Below are 22,196 nucleotides of genomic sequence, written 5' to 3' on the forward strand. Positions count from 1 at the left end.
AAGCTGGAGAGAACGCATGTCGTGGCACGTGGATGCATTGCTGACCGGCAAAGCCAAGGCTTTCCGCGATGGAGAAAAAAGCGCGATCGGCAAAACCCCGGCCACTGGCGCGGTGCGGATCACCACGCTGGGCCTTGGCGGGGACGAGCAAGCCGATCCCGCACATCATGGCGGGCCGCATATGGCGGTGCACCATTATCCGCGCGATCACCATGCCTTCTGGCGCGACCAGATCGGCGATCACCCCTTGCTTGACGATCCGGGCGCCTTTGGCAGCAATTTGTCCGTATCAGGGCTGGTCGACAGCCAGGTCAGGCTGGGCGACCGGTTCCGGCTTGGCAGCGCGGTTGTGGAAGTCAGCCAGCCGCGCATGCCCTGCTGGAAGATAGAGCATCGCTTCCAGCGCAAAGCGATGGTCGCGACCATCATCAAATCGGGAAAATCGGGCTGGTATTACCGCGTGATTGAAGAAGGCGAAGCGCAGGCGGGAGACCGGCTAGAGCTGGTCTCTACCGGCGCGAGCGACTGGACCGTCGAGCACATCTTGCAGAGCATTGCCAATCCCAAGGTCGTGCCAGAGATTGCCGAACTGGAAGCGATGGCAGAATGCGAATTGCTCGGCCCGTCATGGCGCGGCGGAGCGCGCAAGAAAATCGCCGCCCTTGGCTAAGGCAAAACGCGCTTAAGCGAGCGCTGGCAAATCGCCGCCGCGAGAAATCGTGACGCTGCGGCCGCCGATCCAGATTTTTCCGCCGGCATCTTGCGAGCAGTGAATGCGCCCCTCTGCCCCGACCTTTTGCCCTTGGGCGGCGATGTAACTGTCCTGCGCCAAGCCCGCCCCGAACAGATGCATCGCGACCCCGGCGTTGAAGCTGCCGGTCACCGGATCTTCTACCAACGCGCCGTGCTGGTTGGCGAAAAAGGCGCGCAGTTCCCAGTCCACTTCCGCGCCCGACGGATGCGGTCCAGCCAGCCCGATATCGGTACCGGGCGGCGCCTTGAAAGCGGGCTGAGCCGCCAGAACATCCTCTGCCGAACGCAGGCGCAGCAGCTGCCATTTGGGCCCATTGCAGACATGCACGGCTTCGACAATCGCATCTGGATCGGCGCCGGTCACGCGGATAGCCTCTGCGCGTTCATCATCGGACAGCGGACCATCGTGCGTCAAAGCCGGGGCCGCGAAAGCCAGCATGTCACCCTCGCGGCGAATCTCGATCAGGCCCGCTTCGCATTGCTGCACAATGGTTCCCGCATTCCGCGGCGTTCCGCCCGCCTCCAGCCATGCGTGGCACGTGCCCAGCGTCGGGTGACCGGCGAAAGGCAATTCGCCCGCCGGATAGAAAATCCGCACGCGGTAATCCGCAGCCGGATCTGTGGGCGGCAGCAGGAAGGTCGTTTCCGAAAATCCCAGCCACTGCGTCAGCTGCAGCATCTGCGCGGTGTCGAGCCCCTGCGCGCCATGCACCACGCCCAAGGGATTGCCCTTGAAACCCGCAGAGCCAAACACGTCAACAAGATCAAGCGTCATCGAAATATCCTCCGGTTGCGGGATGTGGACAGCAGCATTGCCGGCCTATAGCGCTTGGGACGGGCCGCATGTTATGATGAATTCTTTTCAGGATGAAAGCCGACCTCAGATGGGCGAAAAGCCAAAACCCGCAATTCTCATAACCGGATCGGCCAAGCGCATCGGGGCCGAAATTGCGCGGGCCTTCGCCCAGGCCGGCTGGCACGTCATCATCCATTATGGCAGCTCGGTTGCAGAGGCAGAGGCGCTGGCGGCCGAGCTTCCTTCAGCCGAGGCAATCCATTGCGATCTGTCCGATAGCGACGCCGCGGTGGCGATGGTCAAATCGCTGGCGGCGCGGCTCGATGATTGGCGCGTGCTGGTCAATTCCGCCTCCATCTTCCGCCATGACGATGTAACCGCAATGGATTCGCAGACGTATGACAGGGTGATGCGGATTAACGCCAAAACCCCCGCGCGCATGGCGCAGGCCTTCCTCGAACATGCCAGGGCACATAGCGGGCGCAGGGTCATCCAGGTGACCGACCAGAAGCTGGAAAACCCCAATCCCGATTTCTTCTCCTACACAATGAGCAAGCACGCTTTGGACGCGACAATCGCGATGCTGGCCAAGGGGGCTGCGCAGCCGGAAGACCGCGTCTACGGGCTGGCCCCAGGCGCAATTCTGGCGAGCCATGACCAGACCGCAGAGGAAACCGAACGCAGCCATGTGCTCAACCTGCTGCGGCGCAAAACGGGTGCCAGCGAGATTGCCGATGCCATGCTGTTCCTCGCCGAGGGGCATCTGGCCGGCGGGGAGACATTGTTCATCGATAGCGGCCAGCATCTGCTCGATCAGCCGCGCGATGTCATTTACCTTGCCCGCCAAACATCGGTGGGCAGCTGACCATGGCCCGGCCAGCCAGAAAGCACGGGCTGATCACGCGCCTATGGCACTGGCTCAACTTGGTCTGCATCGCCGTGCTGTTTATGTCGGGGCTCAATATCTCCAACGCGCACCGGCTGCTCTATTGGGGCGATTGGGGATTTGCCGCTGAACATGCGTGGCTGGAAGTCCCGCGCTTTCCGCATTGGATGACCATTCCAGACCATTACAATCTCGCGGTCGCGCGCGACTGGCACAATTTGATGGCATGGCCCTTTGCCCTCGGCCTGCTGGTAATGTGGATTGCCCTGATCGTTACCGGGCGGTTCTGGAGAGAGCTGCGTACCACACGAAAAGAGTGGTATTACAAAGCGATATGGGCGGATATTACCGCGCATCTGAAGCTCAATTTCGACCACGGCAAGGGCAAGTACAATTTCCTGCAAAGGCTCGCTTACGGCGCGGTGTTGGGCATCTTTCTGCCCGGAATGATCATCACCGGATTGGCCATCAGCCCGGGCTTTGAGCCCGCTGCGCCCTGGGTGGTGGACATGCTGGGCGGGCGGCAAAGCGCGCGGTCATTCCACTTCATTTTCGCATGGGGAATCTTCGCCTTCTTCGTGGTGCATGTGGTTCTGGTGCTGCTGTCCGGCCCGATCCGGCAAGTGGGCGATATGATCACCGGCGGCAAAGCCGGTCAGCGAGGCAAGCCATGACAAATAGCACCGGCCCCCAGATCAAGCGCCGCGGCCTGCTGGCGGGAATGGGCGCGCTGTTCCTTGGTGCCTGTTCCAAAGTGGCGGAAACCAAGATCGGTTCCGGCCTGCTGGACGCTGCGGAAGATTGGCACCGCAAAGCACACCGCTCGCTTGCCTCGCGCATGGCATTGGCGCGCGAGTTCGAGAAAGAGGACATCTCCCCCTATTTCCGCGGCAACGGAACCACCGAAATCGATACGCCTGAATATCAGGCGGCGATGGAGAACCAGTTCGCCGATTGGCGGCTGGAAGTGCGCGGTATGGTCGATACGCCCATGTCGCTGAGCATGGACAACATCCGTGCCCTGCCCCAGCGCACGCAGATCACCCGCCACGATTGCGTCGAAGGCTGGAGCGCGATCGGCGAATGGACCGGCCCGCAGCTCTCCACTTTGCTTGAAGCGGCAGGCGTGCAGCAAGGCGCAAATTTCGTGGTCTTCCGCTGCGCCGACAGCTTCCGCCAAGGCCCCTATTACGAAAGCATCGATATGGTCGATGCCTATCACCCTCAGACCATCGTCGCGCATCTGCTCAACGGAGAGCCGCTGCCGGTCAAGAACGGTGCTCCGCTAAGAATGCGGATCGAGAAGCAGCTGGGTTACAAACACGCCAAATATCTGACCGCAATCGAACTCGTGGCGAGCCTAGAGGATATCGGCGAAGGCCAAGGCGGCTATTGGGAAGATCATCATGGCTATCAGTGGTATGCTGGGATCTGAGATCCGCCGTCACCCCCGCGAAGGCTGGGGTCGTTTTGAGCAAATCACAAGGCCGATAGCGATCCCAGCCTGCGCTGGGATGACGTGTATTTACTCCGGATAAATCCGGTTCATCGTTTCCCAATCCTCGCCGATCATTTCTTCCAGCACAGCCATGTCGATATCGGCCAGCTTGTTGACATAGAGGCAGCTTTTGCCGCGCGAATATTTGCCCAGCCGTTCCAGCTGCGCATCGCGGCGCTTGCCCGATTGCTCGTCGCAATATCCGCCCATCAGATAGAGCGAATGCATCGCCTTGCGCGGGCTGAAACCGGCACGCATCCACGTCACATCGCGCCCGCTGGCATAGGTGGTGTTATATGTGCCGTAACCGATGATCGATGGGCCCCACATTTGCGGTTCCTGCCCCGTCACTTTGCGGAACAGCGCATCAAGCACTTTGGCTTCCTCGCGCTTGCGATCGTGATCAACACTTTCGATAAAGTCCTCTACCGAAACATCGGTGGGCAGTGTTTTGGGTTCGCTCATCAATCTTCTCCCGCGTGCAGGATGCGCGATTGATTGACACAGCGCAAGCGGCTGTCACAGTGCCCGCCAAGCATAGCGAAAAACAATATCGGGGGCAGACCATCCATGTGGCTTTTGAGCAAATTCCTGAAACCGGCGATCCATACGGGCACGCTGGTGGTGACCGATCACGACGGCAAGGAATACACATTCGGCACCGGCGAGGGATTGGATGATCGCGGGCCGATCCGCATCACACTGACCAACAAGAAAGCCGCCAACCACATCGCCCGCTATCCGCAAATGGGCGCGGGAGAGGCGTTTATGTGGGGCTGGCTGGTGGTCGAGGAACCGCACGATATCCGCGACATGATCCTGTTCGTGACCATGAACACCAAGCGTCAGGGTGACGCGGCCATTCAGGCCAAGGGCGTGCTGCGCAAGACCGGCGAAGCGATCAAGGCCAAGCTGGACGGGATCAATCTGCGCAGCAGCGCGCGCAAAAATGCCGAGCATACATATAACCTGACGCGGCGCCTGTACGAGCTGTTCCTCGACGAAGACCGCCAATACACGATGGCGTACTATCGCGGCGATCCTGATGCAACTTCGCTCGAACAAGCGCAGATGGACAAGAAGGCACACATGGCCGCGAAGATGTTCATGAAGCGGCCCGAAGAAAATGGCGGTCAGCCGATGCGCGTGCTCGATATTGGCTGCGGCTGGGGCGGTTTCGCGCTGTATTTGCACGAAATGTATGGCTGCGAAGTGCTCGGCGTCGCCCTCGCCCCCGATCAGATTGCCTTTTGCAAGGAACGCGCCGAAGCGGCGGGCGTGGCCGACAAGGTCAAATTCGAACTGATGGATTACCGCGATGTCCCGCGCGACTATTTCGGCAGTGGAGACAGGGAAGGCTTTGACCGCATTTCCAGCGTTGGCCTGCTCGAACATGTGGGCACCATCCATTATCCGCAATTTTACGAACACACCGCGCGCCTGCTGAAACAAGACGGCGTGATGTTCAGCCATTGCTGCGGCCGCGCGGGCCCTCCGGGCATTACCGACGCTTGGACGCGCACTTACATTTTCCCCGGCGGCTACATCCCTGCTTTGTCCGAACTGGTCACGCAGAGCGAGAAATTCGGCTGGCAAGTGATGGATGTGGAGGCGATGCGCTTCCACTACTCCTACACGCTGGAGGAATGGTACAACCGCACCGTCATGCACAAGGACGAGATCACCCGAATGTATGACGAGGTGTTCTACCGCATGTGGCTGTTCTACCTCGCCGGCGCCGAACAAAGCTTCCGCAATGGCACGCTGGTCAACTGGCAATTGCTCTATGTCAAAGAGCGCGACGCGATCCCGATGACGAGGGAGTATATGGGCGAGGAGAGTGCGCGGTTGCGGGAAGCTGGTGTTGTACCCGAGTGGAGTTTGGGTGCTGAGTTGAGAGAGGCGGCGGAGTGAGGCGGAACAATACACCCAGTTTGAAGCCGAGAGAGCACGGCGAAAGCCTCGCATAGGGAAAGCGGATTTTTGGTATGGCAGTTCTTCGTAATCCGGTCCTGTGGCTTTGCACGCTTGTCTGTGCGGTGGCCGCTTCCGTAACGCCCGCGGCAGCGCAGCAGCGGCCTATCGACAAGGATCCTGTTCTCGCTAGCGAGAAAGAAGTCGCAGATTTTGAGCGCCGGGCCAAAGAGGGAATCACGGTCAGCGAACTGCTCGACATTATGGAATTGGCAGGGGCCAGATACAGCGCCGAATACCGCAAAAGAGTAGCCAGCCGGATTGTCGACGATCACAAACATTTGATTGGTGAGAAGGGCAATCGCCTGTGGTTCTACTCGGGCAGGAACAGCAACAAGATTTTGCGCCGCGTCAGAAAGTCCGGAACGGTCAGTTTTCTGGTCACACCGGATGCAATGGTCCAGATGAACGAAATCGGGTTGAAGCGATCCGTGGCCATGACCTTTTACGCGCCCACAGCGAAGCCTGCCAATTTTTCAACTTCGCGATACGCATTCAACGTCAGTCTGCCCGACAAGAATTCTCCCTTCGCGGATGAAGAGGTTAGGGTAACCGATGCCAACATATCTGTGGTGTCAAAAGCTTTCGCGGTGTCGAAATTCTATTTCACGATTTCGGGCAACCGCTTTTGCGAATTCATCGAATATCGCACGGCGTATTTTGACAGCAATGTCGACCGCGAACAGAAATGGATGACAAGGCTTGGCCAGATCTTCGCCAAGCTGTTCAGAGAAACCGATTCCTCTGCGCCGATCGTGTGTTATTACGATGCATACTCGGCAAAGCAGAAGAAAACATTCCAATACACAGAGTCGCTCGATCATCGCCAGATACCCTATTGGCCATCGACCGACCCGGTGGTCAGTTCCACGCGCGTTTCGGAACGCGAATTTCTTGCCGAATTGCGCCGCGAGATGAATTGACAACGCTGGAATGTTGGCGGCGTTTCAGGCGGCGTCGCTTTGATGCCGTGAACTATGCTCTCTCCAGCGATTTTCCTACACGCCCGCGCCCCGCTATATTCGCGCCGGCTCTTTGAAAATCGAATAACACACGAAACCCGCGGCGCCGCTTCAACAAGCCTGCACAGCGGATGTACTTCATCAACTAAACCCGCGAAATTGCCATCGTCACGCTGCGAATCGGATGGTTTCTAACCTTTCACCATGCGGTAAACCGGCCCGAACCCGACCAATGCGGCACCAACAAATGGCAAGGCTACGACCCACAGCCTGACACCCGTCACACCCTCCGGGCTGGCGATGCTGATCGCGGCTGTCATGGCGAGGCCGGTGCAGATCAGCACCATACCAAGCACCAGCCGCCAATGCGGAACCGGAAAATCGCGCTTGGCTCCACCGCCAAGGCTGCCTCTTTCAAACCGGACAAACAGCATGATCAGCGGCAATGTGACGGCGACGTACAGCGCAAACCAGACCGGCCGCGTTATCCACCATTGCGCACTGCCAGGCGCGACTTCGAGCCCCACCCCGCCCAGCAACCGCGCGGCAATCATCACCAGAACGAAGGCGGTCAGATGCCACAGATAGATGCTCATGATCATTCCGTTCATCAGCACCACCCCGGTCCAGATGCGGATATTCTCCAGCATCTTTCGCGCCGGCTTCTGCAGCATCATCGCAAAGCCTGTCTGCATCACGCCCAGCGCCAGCAAAGCGAATGTCGGCGGCATCGAATTGGTGATCTCGGCACCTGGCACACCGATCATCGCGACCGGATAAAGGTCTGCGCTCACTAGCCAGACAAGCAGAAGCAAGCTCGCCAAGAAGCACCACAATGCATTGCTGAACTTCTCGAAAAACCCGTTCTGCCAGGCCACTCCAAATTGGTGAATCGCCAACCAAACAAACAGGAAATTCAGGAAGTTGACATAGGTAACGCCCCAATGAAAAGTCAGGCCGTCAACCAACAGTGCGGCAATGACAAACACTGCCATCGACCACTCGCTGAGCCGTTCCCACAGCCATATTGCCAGCGGAGTGAGCGCGGTGACGAGCAGATAAACGGCCAGAAACCACACGGGGATCAGCGCCAACTGGGTCGCCATGCGGACTATGTCGCGATCGATGCCCATGGTGGTGCCGAAGAATGCGATTACGCCCCATACCAGCAGCACTGGGAAAACGGGATTGATCAGGCGCTGGATACGGCTGGCAAACCAGTCTGAATAATATCCGCCCTTCCTCTTGGTTGCTGTCCAACTCATTCCGTTGGAAAATCCGCCGACAAGGAAGAAAATCGGCATCACCTGGAAACCCCAGGTCAGCCACTGCGTCCACGGAAGAATGCCGAGCAAGTGACCGCCCTGCACCGCGCCGCTCTCATCCATATAGGGTGCCGCGACGAGCCAATGACCAACGACAACCGCGAGAATGGAGAAGGCACGAAGGAAATCTACATAACGATTGCGTTCAGGCGGCGCCATTTCGGCCATCTCACGGGCCTTCGACCACATGGTTCGTTTCACCGGATTCGCAGACACAGCTGGTTCGGAATTCGTCATAGATTTCAGAGCCTCTCCGTACTGGAGGTAGGAAGACCCAACGTTCGCTGCAAGGATTGGCCGGTAACGCTTCCCCTTACCGCAACGAATGTTCTATCACTGAAGCCAAAGGAGGGGACATGAGCAAAAGCTTGGTCAAAAAGTACCTCGGCAGCATTGTCAAACGCGGGACATTGAGCGTGACATTTGCTGATGGCGGGCAAGCGGAATTTGGCGTTCCGGAGGATGGCTTTCCCGACATTGCCTTGCGCCTGACCGATGGCAAAGTTCCGCGCGATATCATCCTCGACCCGCGCCTCGGCGCTGCAGAGGCCTTTATGGACGGGCGGCTGGTGATCGAACGCGGTGATGTGATGGGGCTTGTTGAACTGCTTCGCGGCAATGCGCCGTGGGATCGCGGCGGAACAATCGGCAGCCCCAGCACGCTTCGCAAATTGCGTGACCGGATCGGATCGGGACTGGAATCGGTCAACAACGCGATGAAATCGCAGCGCAATGTCGCCCATCATTACGATATCGGCAATGATCTCTACAAGCTGATGCTCGATACAGAGCATATGCAATATAGCTGCGCATATTGGCCCACCGATGACATCACTCTGGCCGAGGCTCAGGAAGCCAAGCTCGCACATATTGCCGCCAAGCTGGCCCTCGAACCCGGGCAGGAAGTTCTCGATATTGGCTGCGGCTGGGGCGGAATGGCGATATTTCTGGCCAGCCGCGCCAAGGTGAAAGTGCACGGTATCACCCTGAGCGAGGAACAGCTCGCGCTCGCCGCCGAACGCGCCGAGGCCGCTGGCGTCAGCGACCTAGTGACGTTCGAATTGGTCGATTACCGCGATTTGCCCAAACGGGACGCGCGTTATGACCGGATCGTATCGGTGGGCATGTTCGAACATGTCGGCAGGCCGCAATTCGAGAAATTTTTTGAATGCTGCGCCAATCTGCTGAAAGCCGATGGCGTCATGCTGCTGCACACGATCGGTCGCCTCGGCAGCCCGGGAACCACCGATGCCTTCACCCGCAAATATATCTTCCCCGGGGGTTACATTCCCGCGCTGAGCGAAACGATGGAAGCGAGCGAGAAATTCCGCCTTATCGCCAGCGATATCGAGATATTACGGTTGCACTACGCCAAGACGCTGCGCGAATGGTACAAAAGGTGCGAAGAACACCGCGAAGCGATCGTCGCGATGTTCGATGAACGCTTCTACCGGATGTGGACCTTCTACCTCGCCGGGGCGACTGCGGCCTTCGAACATGGCGGGATGTGCAATTTCCAGATCCAATATTGCCGCAGCAGACATGCCTTGCCGATCACGCGAGACTATCTGGCGGACAACGAAACCAACATGCTGCAAAAGCCATAATTCATTGTGAAGTGCGGCGCGCGCTGATAGCGGCCCCGCTTACCAACCAGACGCCTATTCATCGGAGTGCCCCATGTCTGACATCAAACGCGTCGTCCTTGCCTATTCGGGCGGCCTAGACACCAGCGTGATCGCAAAATGGCTTGAGGTAGAGCGCGGCTGCGAAGTGGTGACTTTCACCGCCGATCTTGGCCAAGGCGAAGAAATTGAACCTGCGCGTGCGAAAGCGCGTGCGATGGGCATCCCCGACAAACATATCTTCATCGAAGACGTGCGCGAGGAATTTGTCAGAGATTTTGTGTTCCCGATGATGCGCGCCAATGCGCGGTATGAAGGCGACTATCTGCTGGGCACCAGCATTGCCCGCCCTCTGATTTCCAAACGCCTTGTAGAGATTGCGCATGAGACCCAGGCTGATGCCATCGCCCATGGCGCCACTGGCAAAGGCAACGATCAAGTCCGGTTCGAACTCAGCGCCTATGCGCTTGACCCCGATATCAAAGTCATTGCCCCGTGGCGTGAATGGGATCTAACCAGCCGGACCGCACTGATCGCTTGGGCGGAAAAGCATCAGATCAAGGTACCCACCGACAAGCGCGGTGAAAGCCCCTTCTCCACCGATTCCAACCTGCTTCACACATCGAGCGAAGGCAAAGTGCTCGAAGACCCGTGGGATGAGACGCCCGACTACGTCTACTCGCGAACGGACAATCCCGAAAACGCGCCCGACACGCCCGAATATGTCACGATTGATTTCGAGAAGGGCGACGGTGTCGCCTTGAACGGCGAGGCGATGAGCCCGGCAACGCTGTTGGCCGCATTGAACGACCTTGGCCGCAAACACGGTATCGGCCGGCTTGATCTGGTCGAGAACCGCTTTGTCGGAATGAAGTCACGTGGAATGTACGAAACTCCGGGCGGCGAAATTTACGCCCGCGCGCATCGGGGGATCGAACAGATCACACTGGATCGCGGTGCAGCACACCTCAAAGACGAACTGATGCCGAAATATGCAGAGCTGATCTATAATGGCTTCTGGTACAGCCCCGAGCGTGAGATGCTGCAGGCGGCGATCGATCTGAGCCAGGAGAAAGTCAGCGGCACCGTTCGCATGAAGCTCTACAAAGGCAATGCTGATGTCGTCGGGCGCAAATCGCCCAACAGCCTTTATTCAGAACAGCATGTGACTTTTGAGGATGACGCGGGCGCTTACGACCAGCAGGATGCGGCGGGCTTCATTCAGCTCAATGCCTTGCGTTTGAAACTGCTTGCCAAGCGCGATCGATAGAAACCGATCAATCGATTCGACGAGCGGTTGAGTTATCCACTCGCGTCCACAAGTGAATCCGCAAAAAGTGGATAAGTAGGCCAAATCATGCTTGCGCGACTCAGTTTTGAGGCGCAGCTTCACCTTATCGAAAGGCAAGAAAGCCTCATTGATTGACGGTTTAACGACTTGAAATAAATGAGATTTTCAAACCATTTCGAGGCAGCGGTTACTGTCCGCGCGGTCCTCGAGGAACACCTGGCGAAAGCTTCGGCTGGAGGTAGGGAAACCGTTTGAAAGGAACGCGAAAGCATGCCGCTGTTTGGCCGAATATTCCGGCCCTGCGTTGAGGCAAAGTGGAAACTTCGGTGGAAACGGAGCTGTTTGAGATGGCAGGCCAATAAGGAATGGACGGCTGCGGAACCGGAAGGCAGGCGGATTGATCTTCGGATCAGGAAGATTGCACGAAGGAACCGGATGCCGGTGCGAGCGCCGGTGACAGAACCGAACCGAAGATTGGTCGCAAGACCAAAGGTAGGAACGGGAAAACACCGGAGGCCAAGTGCTCCAATGATGAGAAGTCGCAAGACAGATCATCGAAGCAGTCCACGCCCGGTAAGAGTGGGGTCGGTAGCAATACCGGCCCCATTTGCTTTTGGGGTCCAATACCTCCCTCGAAATGATCAAGGCAGGCATTTCGGAAACGCGATTCGTTTTCCGTGCGGTTGCCCTTGCTTTCCGCACTACTGCACGATCATTCCGGCAAATCCGCCATGCGACAGCCCGGTATAACGAGTCCGTATAACCCGTTTTCCGCTCGATTCTCCGATGAAGCGAGGCGAGTCAGCGATAAACCGTTGTTTACATTTGGAGAGCCTGCAATTCCGCAAGTACAGAGCGCCCCGTTCGGCAATGGGGTCAGAATATGTCTAAAGCAAAGAGTTCCTTTTCGCGGCGCCTCGCGCTGGTAGCATTGGTCGGTGTATTGCCGCTGCCAATGGTCGGATCCGCTTTCGCTGAAGAATCGGAGCCCCAGGTCGCGGCCAGCTTTGTCGCGAGTTTCGAGACTTTCGAGACGCTACCCGAGGCGCCCGAGGCAGAAGGCAATGTCGTCGACATCACCGAGATCGACCCGCCAATCGAGATTGAGGAAGAGCCAGAGACGCGCTCACTCGGGACCGGTGTCGCCAGCTACTATGGACGCCGCTTTCATGGCCGGCTAACCGCCAATGGTGAGCGGTTCAATATGAACGCGATGACCGCAGCGCACAAAACGCTGCCCTTCGGAACCCGTGTTCGCGTGACCAATCCGCGCAACGGCAAGGCGGTTGTGGTTCGGATCAATGATCGCGGCCCTTTCATTCGCGGACGGACCATCGATCTCAGCCGCGCTGCAGCGGGCGAAATCGGCATTATCAGCCGCGGTCACGGCCGCGTTGAACTCGATATTATCGGGTAAGACCGACTAGTCTAACGAAGGCAGGACCTAAACCAAGGTCGCTTGGCGCGTTTACTGTTTCCCCACCGCTTCTTGTAATCCCCTAAGCCGCGCCATCGTATTGCTGGCCATCCCCTCGGCACCATCTTTCAGGCCAACGCGCTTTTTGCAGGTCGGGCATGTGCATAGCCCCCCGGCCAGCATGTCTCTGGGATCTATCAGAAATTCGAAACCGCAATGGGGACACGGGATCGATTGTTCTTCACTCATCAGAGGCGCTCCGTTGCTTGCCAGAGCTTTGTTACAACGCGCTACGCAGACATCCGTATTGTATAAATGCGTCGCGATTCACCACAAAATCACCCAATCTGTGCCGCAAACAGCAAACCCCGCCCACCGGTTGGGGTGAGCGGGGCTTTGATAGCCAGAATGTCTGGCCGGATTGCTTGGCGCTGCTTATTCGGCAGGCGCGGTTTCTGCAGCTGGTGCAGCTGCCCCTTCTGCAGCCATCATTTCCTTGGCGCAAGTTTCGCCGATTGCGGTCATTTTCTCCTGATCGAGCATATCAGCAGCGGTCAGGCCCTGATCAGCCACAGCTTTCGAAGAACATTCGCAGAAACCTTCCGCCATCGCTGCCGGGCCGCCCGCTTCGGTGAATTCCTTCATGCAGGTGTCGCTGAATACTTTCATCGCCGCGTCATCATCGGCAACCGATCCGCAAGCCGCAAGCAGCGCCGCGCCGGCAAGTACAGGAGTGGCTTTTAGGATGCTGGTAAAAGTAGTCATGTGTAATCCCCTATTTGATTCCATTGATCTGTGCTCTGAATTCTGCCCGATGTTGTCGCACCCACGCGGCTTTGGCAACCGCAAACCGGAAATTTTACGTTTTGATATGTCTCTCAATCAGAAGACTCCCCCGCACAGGACGCCAGCATCTCCTCCTCCCCCGTTACCAGCCACCACTCATGCACGCCCGCCTCGAACGCTTCGAGCTGGAGCGCCTCGATCGCGCCCGCATGGTCGATCGGATCGGGGCGCAGCTCGCCACATTTGGGGACAGCCTCCGCCGCCAGCTCGTGCGGATTCTTCGCGCCCAAAGGACGCGCGGCGTCCATCCGCTCCAGCCGGTTACCGAACCATTGGCAATCCTCCGGCCCCAAAAGCCCCCGAACATGGGCAAACGGAACATCGCAAGCCCCGCCGCAATTGGGGCATGGCGGCGCGGTACTCCCTTCGGTTTCGGAGAGACATGGACCACTTGGACCACTGTTCTGATCAGAATTCCGTTCGGGCTGTGGAGACAGTGCGGGAGACGTTTCATCCCGCAGCTCCTCCCCCTTCCCGAACCGCTCCAGCATCGCATCGAAATCCTCCGCCAGCGCCGCTGCATCCTCGCTCGCCGCCAGCTTGTCGAGCCGCCCCAGATGCGCGAGCAGAAGCCGGTCTGAATAGCGCCTGCGCTTGCCGACTTCCTCGCCGTGGTAGAACACCGGCTCCTCCACCCCGTTCATCGCCCGCTCGGCCAGCTCCCCCGCAGCCCCCTCGCGCGCCACCAACATCGCCGCATCCCACGCCCGCCGGAACGCACGGCTGGAGCGCCGCATGCGATAGGCCGACTGATGCGAATGCCCCGCCCTGCGCGCCGCCGACCGCACCGAGCCGAACGTCGCCAGCGCCTCAAGAAACACCGTCTGCGCCGCAAGATCGAACTGCGTTTGTGCGGGACGCGTGGAGTCAGATGGCAATGCGTCGATCAGGGCCGGGAGGTTGAACCTACTAGCCCCCTCTTGTTGACCCTGCGGGTCAGCTTCGCTTCCAGAGGAGGGGGTTGGAGGTGGTGGCGGAGCCGTAGCGCATGAAGCTTCGGAGCTGGCGCTCTCGGCATCGTCCGATTTGGGTTCACACGAAGACGCTAAGGCACGAAGAGGTTGTGCCGATCCCTCCCCCACCCCCAAATCCGCAGCCCGAAGAGCAGCATTCTGCGCCCGAATCTGCGCAGCAGAGATAAAGCTCATGCCACACCTCCCAACCTTGTGGGAGGCACAACTCCGGTCCGACCCAGACGGATCGCAAGCGCGACCGCGCGCCCGAGCTTATGCGAGGTAGCCAAGGAATGCGGATGCATTCCGCCCGGCGACTGAGGGTTAGAACAAACAACTTTCATGGTTCACCTATGGGCTTGTGAGCAAGGGAACCGAGTTAGCTATACAGAATGGGGCGTGTAGGACAGAATGGTATTAGGCTTGCAACTAGACCGTTTATCGCAAAATCGCGGCAAACCAGCGGCCATTATTGGTGTGACAACCCTCACACATATATGTGAGAAACTAACTACGTTCACGATTGGTTCGTTGACACTTTGTCCCGAATCTGGTCTTTAGTTTGTTAACAGACGGGACAACTTGATGGTGGCTACGATGAACAATCGCTGTCAAATTCGATGACAAACTCATCGTGTCCTTAGCAATTATTCACAAACACGCACCGCTCGGTCACTACCGGGCAGGGGCGCGTTTGTCCAACGCCAGAGGGAGCCGGGCCGTGACGAACCTAGAGATACCGTCGGACGACGAAGTTGTAGAAGCACTGGCAGGGCTAGGCGGGAATGCTACCGCGATTGAACTCAGAGACACACTTATTGCCGGTGGTCACAGTAAAAGTAGATGCGAGCTGGCAATACAGCGAGCGACTGATCGTGGAAGATTGCGTGTAGAGCGCGATTGGACGCTCAGTCTAGACGAAGAGAGGCAAGTAGCTTAACAGCCTTAAATGGCTAATTTAAAGCGCGAAGATCGTCGTCATAAACAAAAGTCAAACGATCAAAGAACGCCCTTCGAAAAAGATAGAGACCGAATTCTCTATTCTTCGGCGTTCCAACGGCTTGCCGGGATCACACAAATCGTGCGCGCCGGCGAAGCCGACGTTTTCCATACGCGTCAGCAACACAGCATAAAAGTCGCTCAGATTGGGCGAAGACTTGCACAACATCTTAAGAAGACACAAGCGGACGAGGCGCGTCACTGGGGTCTTGACGAGGAGGTAGTTGAGGCTGCCTGCCTTGCTCACGACCTAGGTCATCCTCCGTTTGGGCATGTGGGCGAAAAGGTGTTGCATGACTTGGTTCAAGATCATGGACAATCCGGTGGTTTCGAAGGCAATGCTCAATCTTTCCGCATACTCACGAAACTCGCAGTCAGGCTTCCCGACGACACAGAGCCTGGGCTAGACCTAACGCGAGCAACACTGAACGCGACGCTCAAATACCCATGGATGTGGCAGAAAACAGGCAAAGCTTCGCGGAAATGGTCTGCTTATAAATCTGAGAAAGAAGATTTTGATTTTGCCCGCGAAGGCTTTGCAGACAATGAGCGAAGCTTAGAAGCCGATCTCATGGATTGGTGTGACGACGTAGCATACTCAGTGCACGACCTCGAAGACTTCCAACGATGCAATGCGATCCCGTGGGCAAATATCTTTGAAGACCCCTCGGACGTAATCGCACACGCTGCGCAAGCGCAAGGCGCGGCGAACGAGAAGAACAGAAAGCGCTTAACTAAGGTGTGGGAAGAACTAGCAATTGGAATGAGCAAGTTTGAGACGCTCTTGCTAAGCCGCTACGACGGCAGTCGCGAGCAGAGAGAACAATTGCGCCGCATGACATCGGATTTCATCGGAAAATTCATAGTGGCGCCAAAGCTCAACAAGCCTGATTCAGCCAAGAACATCACGATCGACCCGCGGTCTCGTGATGAGGTCGATCTACTGAAGCAAATCACCCGAGACTATATCATCTCGAGCCCGACTTTGATGGCGCAGCAACGTGGTCAACGCGAAGTCTTAACCAAGCTCTATGAGATTTTGAAGGCTGAGGCAAAAAGCGGGAAGACGCCAAACTGGCTCCCTGTCAGATTGCAATACTTGCGCGACTTATCGGAGGAGGACGATGCCCGTTTTGTTTGCGACTGCATTTCTAGTCTGACCGAAAGTGAGACTGTAAGGCTGCACGCTCGCTTGACGGGAACGACAGCAGGATCAGTGCTTGATCCTATTGTACGCTAGCTAGGAATCTGCGGGTAAGAACGGGCAAGATTCTCATTTAAGAAAGCGGGGTCATGTGTGACCTCGCCGCCGAGCCATTCCGGCCTCGGAAACCTCTGCCCCACTGATTGCAACTCAATTTCAGCCAAAAGTAGACCGTCTAATTCTCCGTGAAACTCGTCGACTTCAAAAGCAAGGCGTTCAGTCAACGGAACTAAATGACGGGTCTTCTTAATCAACTCATCGCCGTCCAAAAATCCAAGCAAGCTAGTCGCTAGCTCAAATGGCATCTCAAACTCGAACTCCTGTCGAGCCGTGACATCCTTGCCAACCTTGATGGTGATGAATGCCATTTCATCCATCGTACGAATTCTTACGGATCGGCCATCGCTCCTTGATAGGTAGCCCTGCGTTATATCGGTTTTCTTGGTAACCCCGTGCATCCAAGTATCGCCGATCACCAAAAACTTTCGTTCGATCTCGACCATATTCACTCAGCCGCTTCCATCGCGCGATCCAGCATCGGTTTCAAATACTGCCCGGTGTAACTCCCCTTCACCTTCGCAACCTCCTCCGGCGTACCCTCAGCAACGATCTCCCCGCCCCGCACACCACCATCAGGCCCAAGGTCCAGCACGTGATCCGCAGTCTTAATCACATCCAGATTATGCTCGATCACAACCACCGAATTCCCCTGCTCCACCAGCCGGTGCAGCACTTCCAGCAGTTTGCGCACATCCTCGAAATGCAGGCCCGTCGTCGGCTCGTCGAGGATGTAGAGCGTTTGTCCGGTGCTGCGTTTGCTGAGTTCTTTCGCGAGTTTCACGCGCTGCGCCTCGCCGCCTGACAGGGTGGTCGCTTGCTGGCCGACTTTGACATAGCCGAGGCCGACTTCATTGAGCATCGCCATCTTGTCGCGGATCGGGGGGACGGCTTTGAAGAACTCCTCCGCATCCTCGATCGTCATATCGAGCACGTCGGCGATGGAGAGGCCTTTGAATTTCACTTCCAGCGTTTCGCGGTTGTAGCGGCGCCCGCCGCATTCCTCGCAGGTCACATAGACATCGGGCAGGAAGTGCATTTCGATCTTGATCAGCCCGTCGCCCTTGCATGCCTCGCACCGGCCGCCTTTGACGTTGAATGAAAAGCGCCCCGGCTTGTACCCGCGCGCGCCGCTTTCGGGCAGGCCCGCGAACCAGTCGCGGATATTGGTGAAGGCGCCGGTATAGGTGGCGGGGTTGCTGCGCGGGGTGCGGCCGATGGGGGACTGGTCGATCTGGATGACCTTGTCGCAATATTCGAGGCCGGTGATGCTGTCATGCGCGCCCGCGATCACTCGCGCGCCATTGAGTGCCCGCGCCGCGCCGGCATGCAGCGTGTCGATAGTGAGGCTGGACTTGCCGCTGCCCGATACACCGGTGACGCAGGTGAAGGTGCCGAGCGGGATTTCTGCGGTGACATTTTTGAGGTTGTTCGCCTTCGCCCCCTTCACCGTCAGGCTGTGGCCATTGCCTTTGCGGCGCGTGGTGGGGATGGCGATTTCGCGGCGGCCGGTGAGGTAATCGGCGGTCATCGAATTCTTCGCCTTCATCACCTGTTTGAGCGTGCCCTGCGCGACAATCTCGCCGCCATGCACGCCTGCGCCGGGGCCGATATCAACCACATGATCGGCCTGGCGGATCGCATCTTCGTCATGCTCGACCACGATCACCGTGTTGCCCAGATCGCGCAGGCGTTTGAGCGTTTCGAGCAGCCGGTCATTATCGCGCTGATGCAGGCCGATCGAGGGTTCATCGAGAACGTAGAGTACGCCGGAGAGGCCGCTGCCGATTTGCGATGCGAGGCGGATGCGCTGGCTCTCACCGCCCGAGAGGGTGCCACTGGTGCGGTCGAGATTGAGATAATCGAGCCCGACATTGTCGAGGAAGCCGAGCCGCTCGTTGATCTCCTTGAGGATTGCTTTCGCAATCTGGCTCTGCTGCTCGTTGAGATGGCTATCGAGCTCAAGGAACCACTCCTTCGCATCGCTGACCGACATCCGCGTGGGCGCGCTGATATGCGTCGGGCCGTCGGCGCTGGGGATCTTCACCGCGAGCGCCTTGGGATTGAGCCGCGCGCCTTCGCAGCTCTCGCATGGCTGGCTGGTCTGGAACTTGCCCAGCTCCTCGCGCATCCACGCGCTGTCGGTCTGCAGCATCCGGCGGTTGAGATTGCCCAGCACGCCCTCGAACGCCTTGTTGACGGTGTAATGCTTGCGCCCGTCCTTGAACGTCAGCGGGACGCGCTGCCCCTTGGTACCATTGAGAATAATGTCCTGATGCTCGGCGCTCAGCTGGCTCCACGGCGTGTCGAGATCGAAGCCGAATTCCGCCGCCAGACTGCCCAGAACCTGCATGTAATAGGGCGATGGCGGGTTGGACTTGGCCCACGGCACCACCGCGCCTTTTTTCAGGCTGAGCGCTTCATTGGGCACCACCAGCTGCGGATCGAACAGCTGTTTCTCCCCCAGCCCGTCGCAAGTAGGACACGCGCCCTGGGGGGAGTTGAAAGAGAATAACCGCGGTTCGACTTCCTCGATCGTAAAACCGCTGACGGGGCAAGAGAACCGCTCCGAAAACACAATGCGGTTGGCGGGGATGCCCGCGCCTTTCATTGCGCCGCCCGATGCTTCCTCGTCCTCACGTCCAGGCACCACACCATCGGCCAAATCGACATATGCCAGCCCGTCGGCCAGCTTCAGCGCGGTCTCGAAACTGTCGGCCAGCCGCGTCTCAAGCCCTTCCTTCACCGCCAGGCGGTCCACCACCACTTCGATGTCATGCTTGAACTTCTTGTCGAGCGCAGGCGCTTCCTCGATTCCGTAAAGCTCGCCGTCGATCCGAACACGAGTGAAACCCGCCTTCTGCCATTCGGCCAGCTCCTTGCGATATTCACCCTTGCGCCCACGCACCACCGGCGCGAGCAGATAGAGCCGCGTCCCTTCGGGCAATTCCATCACCCGGTCGACCATGTTGGAGACTGTCTGCGCCTCAATCGGCTTGCCCGTCTCCGGCGAGTAAGGAACCCCCACCCGCGCCCAGAGCAGCCGCATATAGTCGTAAATCTCGGTCACCGTGGCGACGGTTGAACGCGGATTGCGCGAGGTGGTTTTCTGCTCGATCGAGATCGCCGGTGACAGCCCATCGATGTGCTCGACATCGGGCTTCTGCATCATCTCGAGGAATTGCCGCGCATAGGCGCTCAGGCTCTCGACATAGCGCCGCTGCCCCTCGGCATAGATCGTATCAAAGGCGAGCGACGACTTCCCGCTGCCCGACAGCCCGGTAATCACGATCAGCGCATCGCGCGGCAGATCGATATCGATCCCTTTAAGATTATGCTCGCGGGCGCCCCGCACGGAGATTTTTGTGAGTGCCATGCAAAAGCATTTGGGGAGTGTTGCAGCGCGAGTCCAGTGGGGCGCGCGGCACCGCGCGGTTTATCCCAATGTTCTTGGTTTGTTTGAGTGTGACCTAGGTCACGGACGGCATGTTCAAAACTTCATAGCCAACCAATGATTACACGCATTTCGCACGCAAGGAGGGGTACACGTGGAAACAGTCACCATCGTTTTTTCGGACAAGCAGAATGTCGAGGCAGCAATCTACCTCGATGGCACACCCAAAGTACTCAACGGCTCAAAACGAAACTTGGAAGTAACCGCCAATCAAGAACATACTTTGGCGTTTTCATGCCTGGGATCCATGGGCGGCCAGATTACGTGGAAACTGTTCTACAAAGGCAAGGTCATTCGATCGCGAACGCCTTACCAACTCCCGGCCGGAAACAACCACGGATTCGACTTCACCGACTTTACCGTTCCAGTTCCTGCAACAGAGGAGTCCGAAGCATGAACCTCTCCCGCCTTCTCACCACCGGTCTTACAGCAATGCTTATTTTGCCATCTGCAGCATATGCCGAGGATGCGAAACACCGCGAAGCCGCAGCCGAAAGCATCGCCAACTCTGACGCCGCAAATATCGAAAGGGGTGGTCCGATTGACGGCGCAAATGGCCTGGTCGACGCTCCCCGCCTCGAAGCCCTCGCAACAGAGGACGGAGGTAAAGTTTCAATCCAGTGGACCTTCTCCGGCTCAAAACCGGGTATCTCTGGCCAGCAAAATTCCGATGGCAGCTATGACATTCAGTATAGCCGGTTCACGTTGGGTGCCGAGCGGACAGTAAAAGGATCGACCGACAACGTTGCACTGTTCGGGCTTGACGGTTTCGAAACCGGGACCAGCGCCAAGCTCCAATGGACGAATTATCTGGGCGCGGTGAATTTCAATAAAGCCACCATGGCCGACATTCGTGCGAATCTGGCAATCGCTGTGCGCAACTGCATGGCAAACAATGCCGCGATGGACAAAAAGGACCTCACCAAGAAATGTGACCCTCAGGATCCGGGGAATTCGGGTGTCGATTCCTTTATTCAAAACCACGCGCCTGAATTGCTCGCCCCATCCTTGGAAGCGGTTTTCACAAGCAGCACAAAGTTCTTTGGCTTGGAGGCCGAGATAAACCGGTCAAAATTCGACTTTCTCGACCGGACGACCTTCGATCTCAAAACCAACAGTGAAACAGGATTCACCGCTGGCGCGTTTGCGGGCATATTGTTTCACACAAGCCCAAGCTCCATCGAAATCTCCGCCAAATATCAAAGGAGCTACAAGGCAGCAGATGCCATAGAAATCTGCCAGCCAATTGCAGGCACCACTCAGCTTGAGTGTAAAAGTGGGGCGGATGGCGCGCCTACTCGCACCAATAAGGCGATCGTCGCTTTGCGCGGAACGCACGGCGTGAAAGACAGTGATGGTTCAATCATCTTTGCTTTGTCACCAGAGTTCAGCGTTGATGTGAAGAACGATGACTACGCGATCGATGTCCCGGTCTATTTCGTACCTTCGAAAAAGGGCCCTCTGAACGGCGGCATACGCTTTGGATACACTGACAAGAGCAAGGTTGGCGGCGGACGCGTTCGAGACTTTTCCGCGGGATTGTTCTTCGGCGTGTCCTTTGGACAGATCCGTTAGCAAGCGGCGCGTCAAGCTAGCCGCAAGATCGAGGATCGGACGTTGCATGTCGCTTGCATCCAATTCTCACCATACGGTTGCGGTAAACTTTGCGAATGGAATTTCTGTTCGATAATTTTTTGAGGGGAACAAATAATGGCAGTCACGGCACAACAGGAAACAGAACTTCTCGCAATGTGCACGCAGTTTTTTGCGGAGTCGCTTCAGTTTAATCTTACGCTTTACAGCCTTTCCAAATGGGCGCTGATTGCGGCAATGGTACTGTTGGTCCTTCAGGGCATCATTTCGCTGCTCAAGCTGCTCAAAGCTGCGCCTGAAGGTGGCGAGGTCTCTGTCGCGGGGGCTGGAAGAACTGCTGGCCTCAAGGAACTTCTCGAGGTGTTTCCCAAATTCATCGATTCCTTGGCAAAGGCACCGGCGGCAATTGCGCTGGTGGTGGTTGCCTTGTTGCTGATTTGGGTGCCGACTGTCGACGCGCCGGAAATCTGTACCGCGCCGTTGACGGAAACGGTTGGCGATGCCGATCTTGGCGACGAACCCGGTGACGACACAGGGGAGTCAGCCGAAAGTTGATCTGATTG

At 57.6% G+C, this 22,196-nt stretch carries 19 protein-coding genes; 12 read left to right on the plus strand and 7 right to left on the minus strand.

The annotated features are described in order from the left end of the window. The first annotated feature begins 16 nt into the window (after positions 1-16). On the plus strand, positions 17-670 hold the full coding sequence (locus GRI41_RS07055; protein WP_160604014.1) for an MOSC domain-containing protein: 654 nt from the start codon (positions 17-19) through the stop codon (positions 668-670). A gap of 12 nt (positions 671-682) precedes the next feature. Here GRI41_RS07055 and GRI41_RS07060 read toward each other — a convergent pair whose 3' ends face one another. Beyond that, a complete protein-coding gene (locus GRI41_RS07060) occupies positions 683-1,528 on the minus strand; it encodes a PhzF family phenazine biosynthesis protein (protein ID WP_160604015.1) in 846 nt (281 codons plus the stop codon). Between the two features lie 76 nt (positions 1,529-1,604). On the opposite strand from GRI41_RS07060, the gene GRI41_RS07065 reads away from it, so the two are divergent. Genes GRI41_RS07065 through GRI41_RS07075 form a run of 3 tightly spaced genes read left to right on the plus strand, consistent with a single transcriptional unit; the run spans position 1,605 to position 3,870 of the window. After that, complete coding sequence (locus GRI41_RS07065) at positions 1,605-2,414, plus strand: SDR family oxidoreductase (RefSeq protein WP_235901165.1); 810 nt, start codon at positions 1,605-1,607, stop codon at positions 2,412-2,414. Positions 2,415-2,416: 2 nt separating this feature from the next. Continuing rightward, positions 2,417-3,109 (plus strand): cytochrome b/b6 domain-containing protein, encoded by a 693-nt coding sequence (locus tag GRI41_RS07070; protein WP_160604016.1) that lies wholly within the window; start codon positions 2,417-2,419, stop codon positions 3,107-3,109. Next, the gene (locus tag GRI41_RS07075; protein ID WP_160604017.1) at positions 3,106-3,870 is read left to right on the plus strand and encodes a molybdopterin-dependent oxidoreductase; all 765 of its coding nucleotides are present in this window, start codon (positions 3,106-3,108) and stop codon (positions 3,868-3,870) included. Before GRI41_RS07070 ends, GRI41_RS07075 begins: the two co-directional genes overlap by 4 nt. 90 nt (positions 3,871-3,960) lie before the next feature. Here the strand turns inward: GRI41_RS07075 and GRI41_RS07080 are convergent, their stop codons facing one another. Continuing rightward, positions 3,961-4,398 (minus strand): DUF1801 domain-containing protein, encoded by a 438-nt coding sequence (locus GRI41_RS07080; protein WP_160604018.1) that lies wholly within the window; start codon positions 4,396-4,398, stop codon positions 3,961-3,963. 105 nt (positions 4,399-4,503) lie between these two features. Between GRI41_RS07080 and GRI41_RS07085 the strand changes: the two genes are divergently transcribed. Beyond that, positions 4,504-5,847 (plus strand): SAM-dependent methyltransferase, encoded by a 1,344-nt coding sequence (locus GRI41_RS07085; RefSeq protein ID WP_160604019.1) that lies wholly within the window; start codon positions 4,504-4,506, stop codon positions 5,845-5,847. A 74-nt stretch (positions 5,848-5,921) separates the two neighbouring features. After that, a complete protein-coding gene (locus GRI41_RS07090; RefSeq protein ID WP_160604020.1) occupies positions 5,922-6,830 on the plus strand; it encodes a hypothetical protein in 909 nt (302 codons plus the stop codon). Positions 6,831-7,060: 230 nt separating this feature from the next. On the opposite strand, the gene GRI41_RS07095 is transcribed toward GRI41_RS07090, so the two are convergent. Continuing rightward, positions 7,061-8,395 carry an acyltransferase family protein gene (locus GRI41_RS07095; protein ID WP_160604021.1) on the minus strand — a complete coding sequence of 445 codons (1,335 nt, stop codon included), beginning with the start codon at positions 8,393-8,395 and terminating at the stop codon, positions 7,061-7,063. Between the two features lie 155 nt (positions 8,396-8,550). Here GRI41_RS07095 and GRI41_RS07100 point away from each other — a divergent pair, with 155 nt between their 5' ends. From GRI41_RS07100 to GRI41_RS07110, 3 genes are all read left to right on the plus strand, one after another. Beyond that, positions 8,551-9,801: a class I SAM-dependent methyltransferase gene (locus tag GRI41_RS07100; RefSeq protein WP_160604022.1), complete on the plus strand. Its 1,251-nt coding sequence runs from the start codon at positions 8,551-8,553 to the stop codon at positions 9,799-9,801. Between the two features lie 73 nt (positions 9,802-9,874). Next, positions 9,875-11,089: an argininosuccinate synthase gene (locus GRI41_RS07105; protein ID WP_160604023.1), complete on the plus strand. Its 1,215-nt coding sequence runs from the start codon at positions 9,875-9,877 to the stop codon at positions 11,087-11,089. Between the two features lie 904 nt (positions 11,090-11,993). After that, complete coding sequence (locus tag GRI41_RS07110) at positions 11,994-12,527, plus strand: septal ring lytic transglycosylase RlpA family protein (protein ID WP_235901078.1); 534 nt, start codon at positions 11,994-11,996, stop codon at positions 12,525-12,527. Positions 12,528-12,962: 435 nt separating this feature from the next. On the opposite strand, the gene GRI41_RS07115 is transcribed toward GRI41_RS07110, so the two are convergent. After that, a complete protein-coding gene (locus GRI41_RS07115) occupies positions 12,963-13,292 on the minus strand; it encodes a hypothetical protein (protein ID WP_160604024.1) in 330 nt (109 codons plus the stop codon). 113 nt (positions 13,293-13,405) lie between these two features. Beyond that, positions 13,406-14,251 carry a hypothetical protein gene (locus GRI41_RS14395; protein WP_160604025.1) on the minus strand — a complete coding sequence of 282 codons (846 nt, stop codon included), beginning with the start codon at positions 14,249-14,251 and terminating at the stop codon, positions 13,406-13,408. Positions 14,252-15,275: 1,024 nt separating this feature from the next. Here GRI41_RS14395 and GRI41_RS07125 point away from each other — a divergent pair. Next, on the plus strand, positions 15,276-16,565 hold the full coding sequence (locus tag GRI41_RS07125) for a deoxyguanosinetriphosphate triphosphohydrolase family protein (protein ID WP_160604026.1): 1,290 nt from the start codon (positions 15,276-15,278) through the stop codon (positions 16,563-16,565). Here the strand turns inward: GRI41_RS07125 and GRI41_RS07130 are convergent. Both GRI41_RS07130 and uvrA read right to left on the minus strand, forming a co-directional pair. Next, the gene (locus GRI41_RS07130) at positions 16,562-17,032 is read right to left on the minus strand and encodes a CYTH domain-containing protein (protein ID WP_160604027.1); all 471 of its coding nucleotides are present in this window, start codon (positions 17,030-17,032) and stop codon (positions 16,562-16,564) included. The two genes, GRI41_RS07125 and GRI41_RS07130, sit on opposite strands and share 4 nt — an antisense overlap. 2 nt (positions 17,033-17,034) lie before the next feature. Continuing rightward, positions 17,035-19,962: an excinuclease ABC subunit UvrA gene (gene uvrA / locus GRI41_RS07135; RefSeq protein WP_160604028.1), complete on the minus strand. Its 2,928-nt coding sequence runs from the start codon at positions 19,960-19,962 to the stop codon at positions 17,035-17,037. A 342-nt stretch (positions 19,963-20,304) separates the two neighbouring features. On the opposite strand from uvrA, the gene GRI41_RS07140 reads away from it, so the two are divergent. Further along, positions 20,305-21,615 (plus strand): hypothetical protein, encoded by a 1,311-nt coding sequence (locus tag GRI41_RS07140; protein ID WP_160604029.1) that lies wholly within the window; start codon positions 20,305-20,307, stop codon positions 21,613-21,615. A gap of 135 nt (positions 21,616-21,750) precedes the next feature. Next, a complete protein-coding gene (locus GRI41_RS07145; protein ID WP_160604030.1) occupies positions 21,751-22,188 on the plus strand; it encodes a hypothetical protein in 438 nt (145 codons plus the stop codon). The last annotated feature ends 8 nt before the right edge of the window (positions 22,189-22,196 follow it).

Origin of the sequence: Pontixanthobacter aquaemixtae (assembly GCF_009827395.1) — a bacterium.
Taxonomy (GTDB): Bacteria; Pseudomonadota; Alphaproteobacteria; order Sphingomonadales; family Sphingomonadaceae; genus Pontixanthobacter; species Pontixanthobacter aquaemixtae.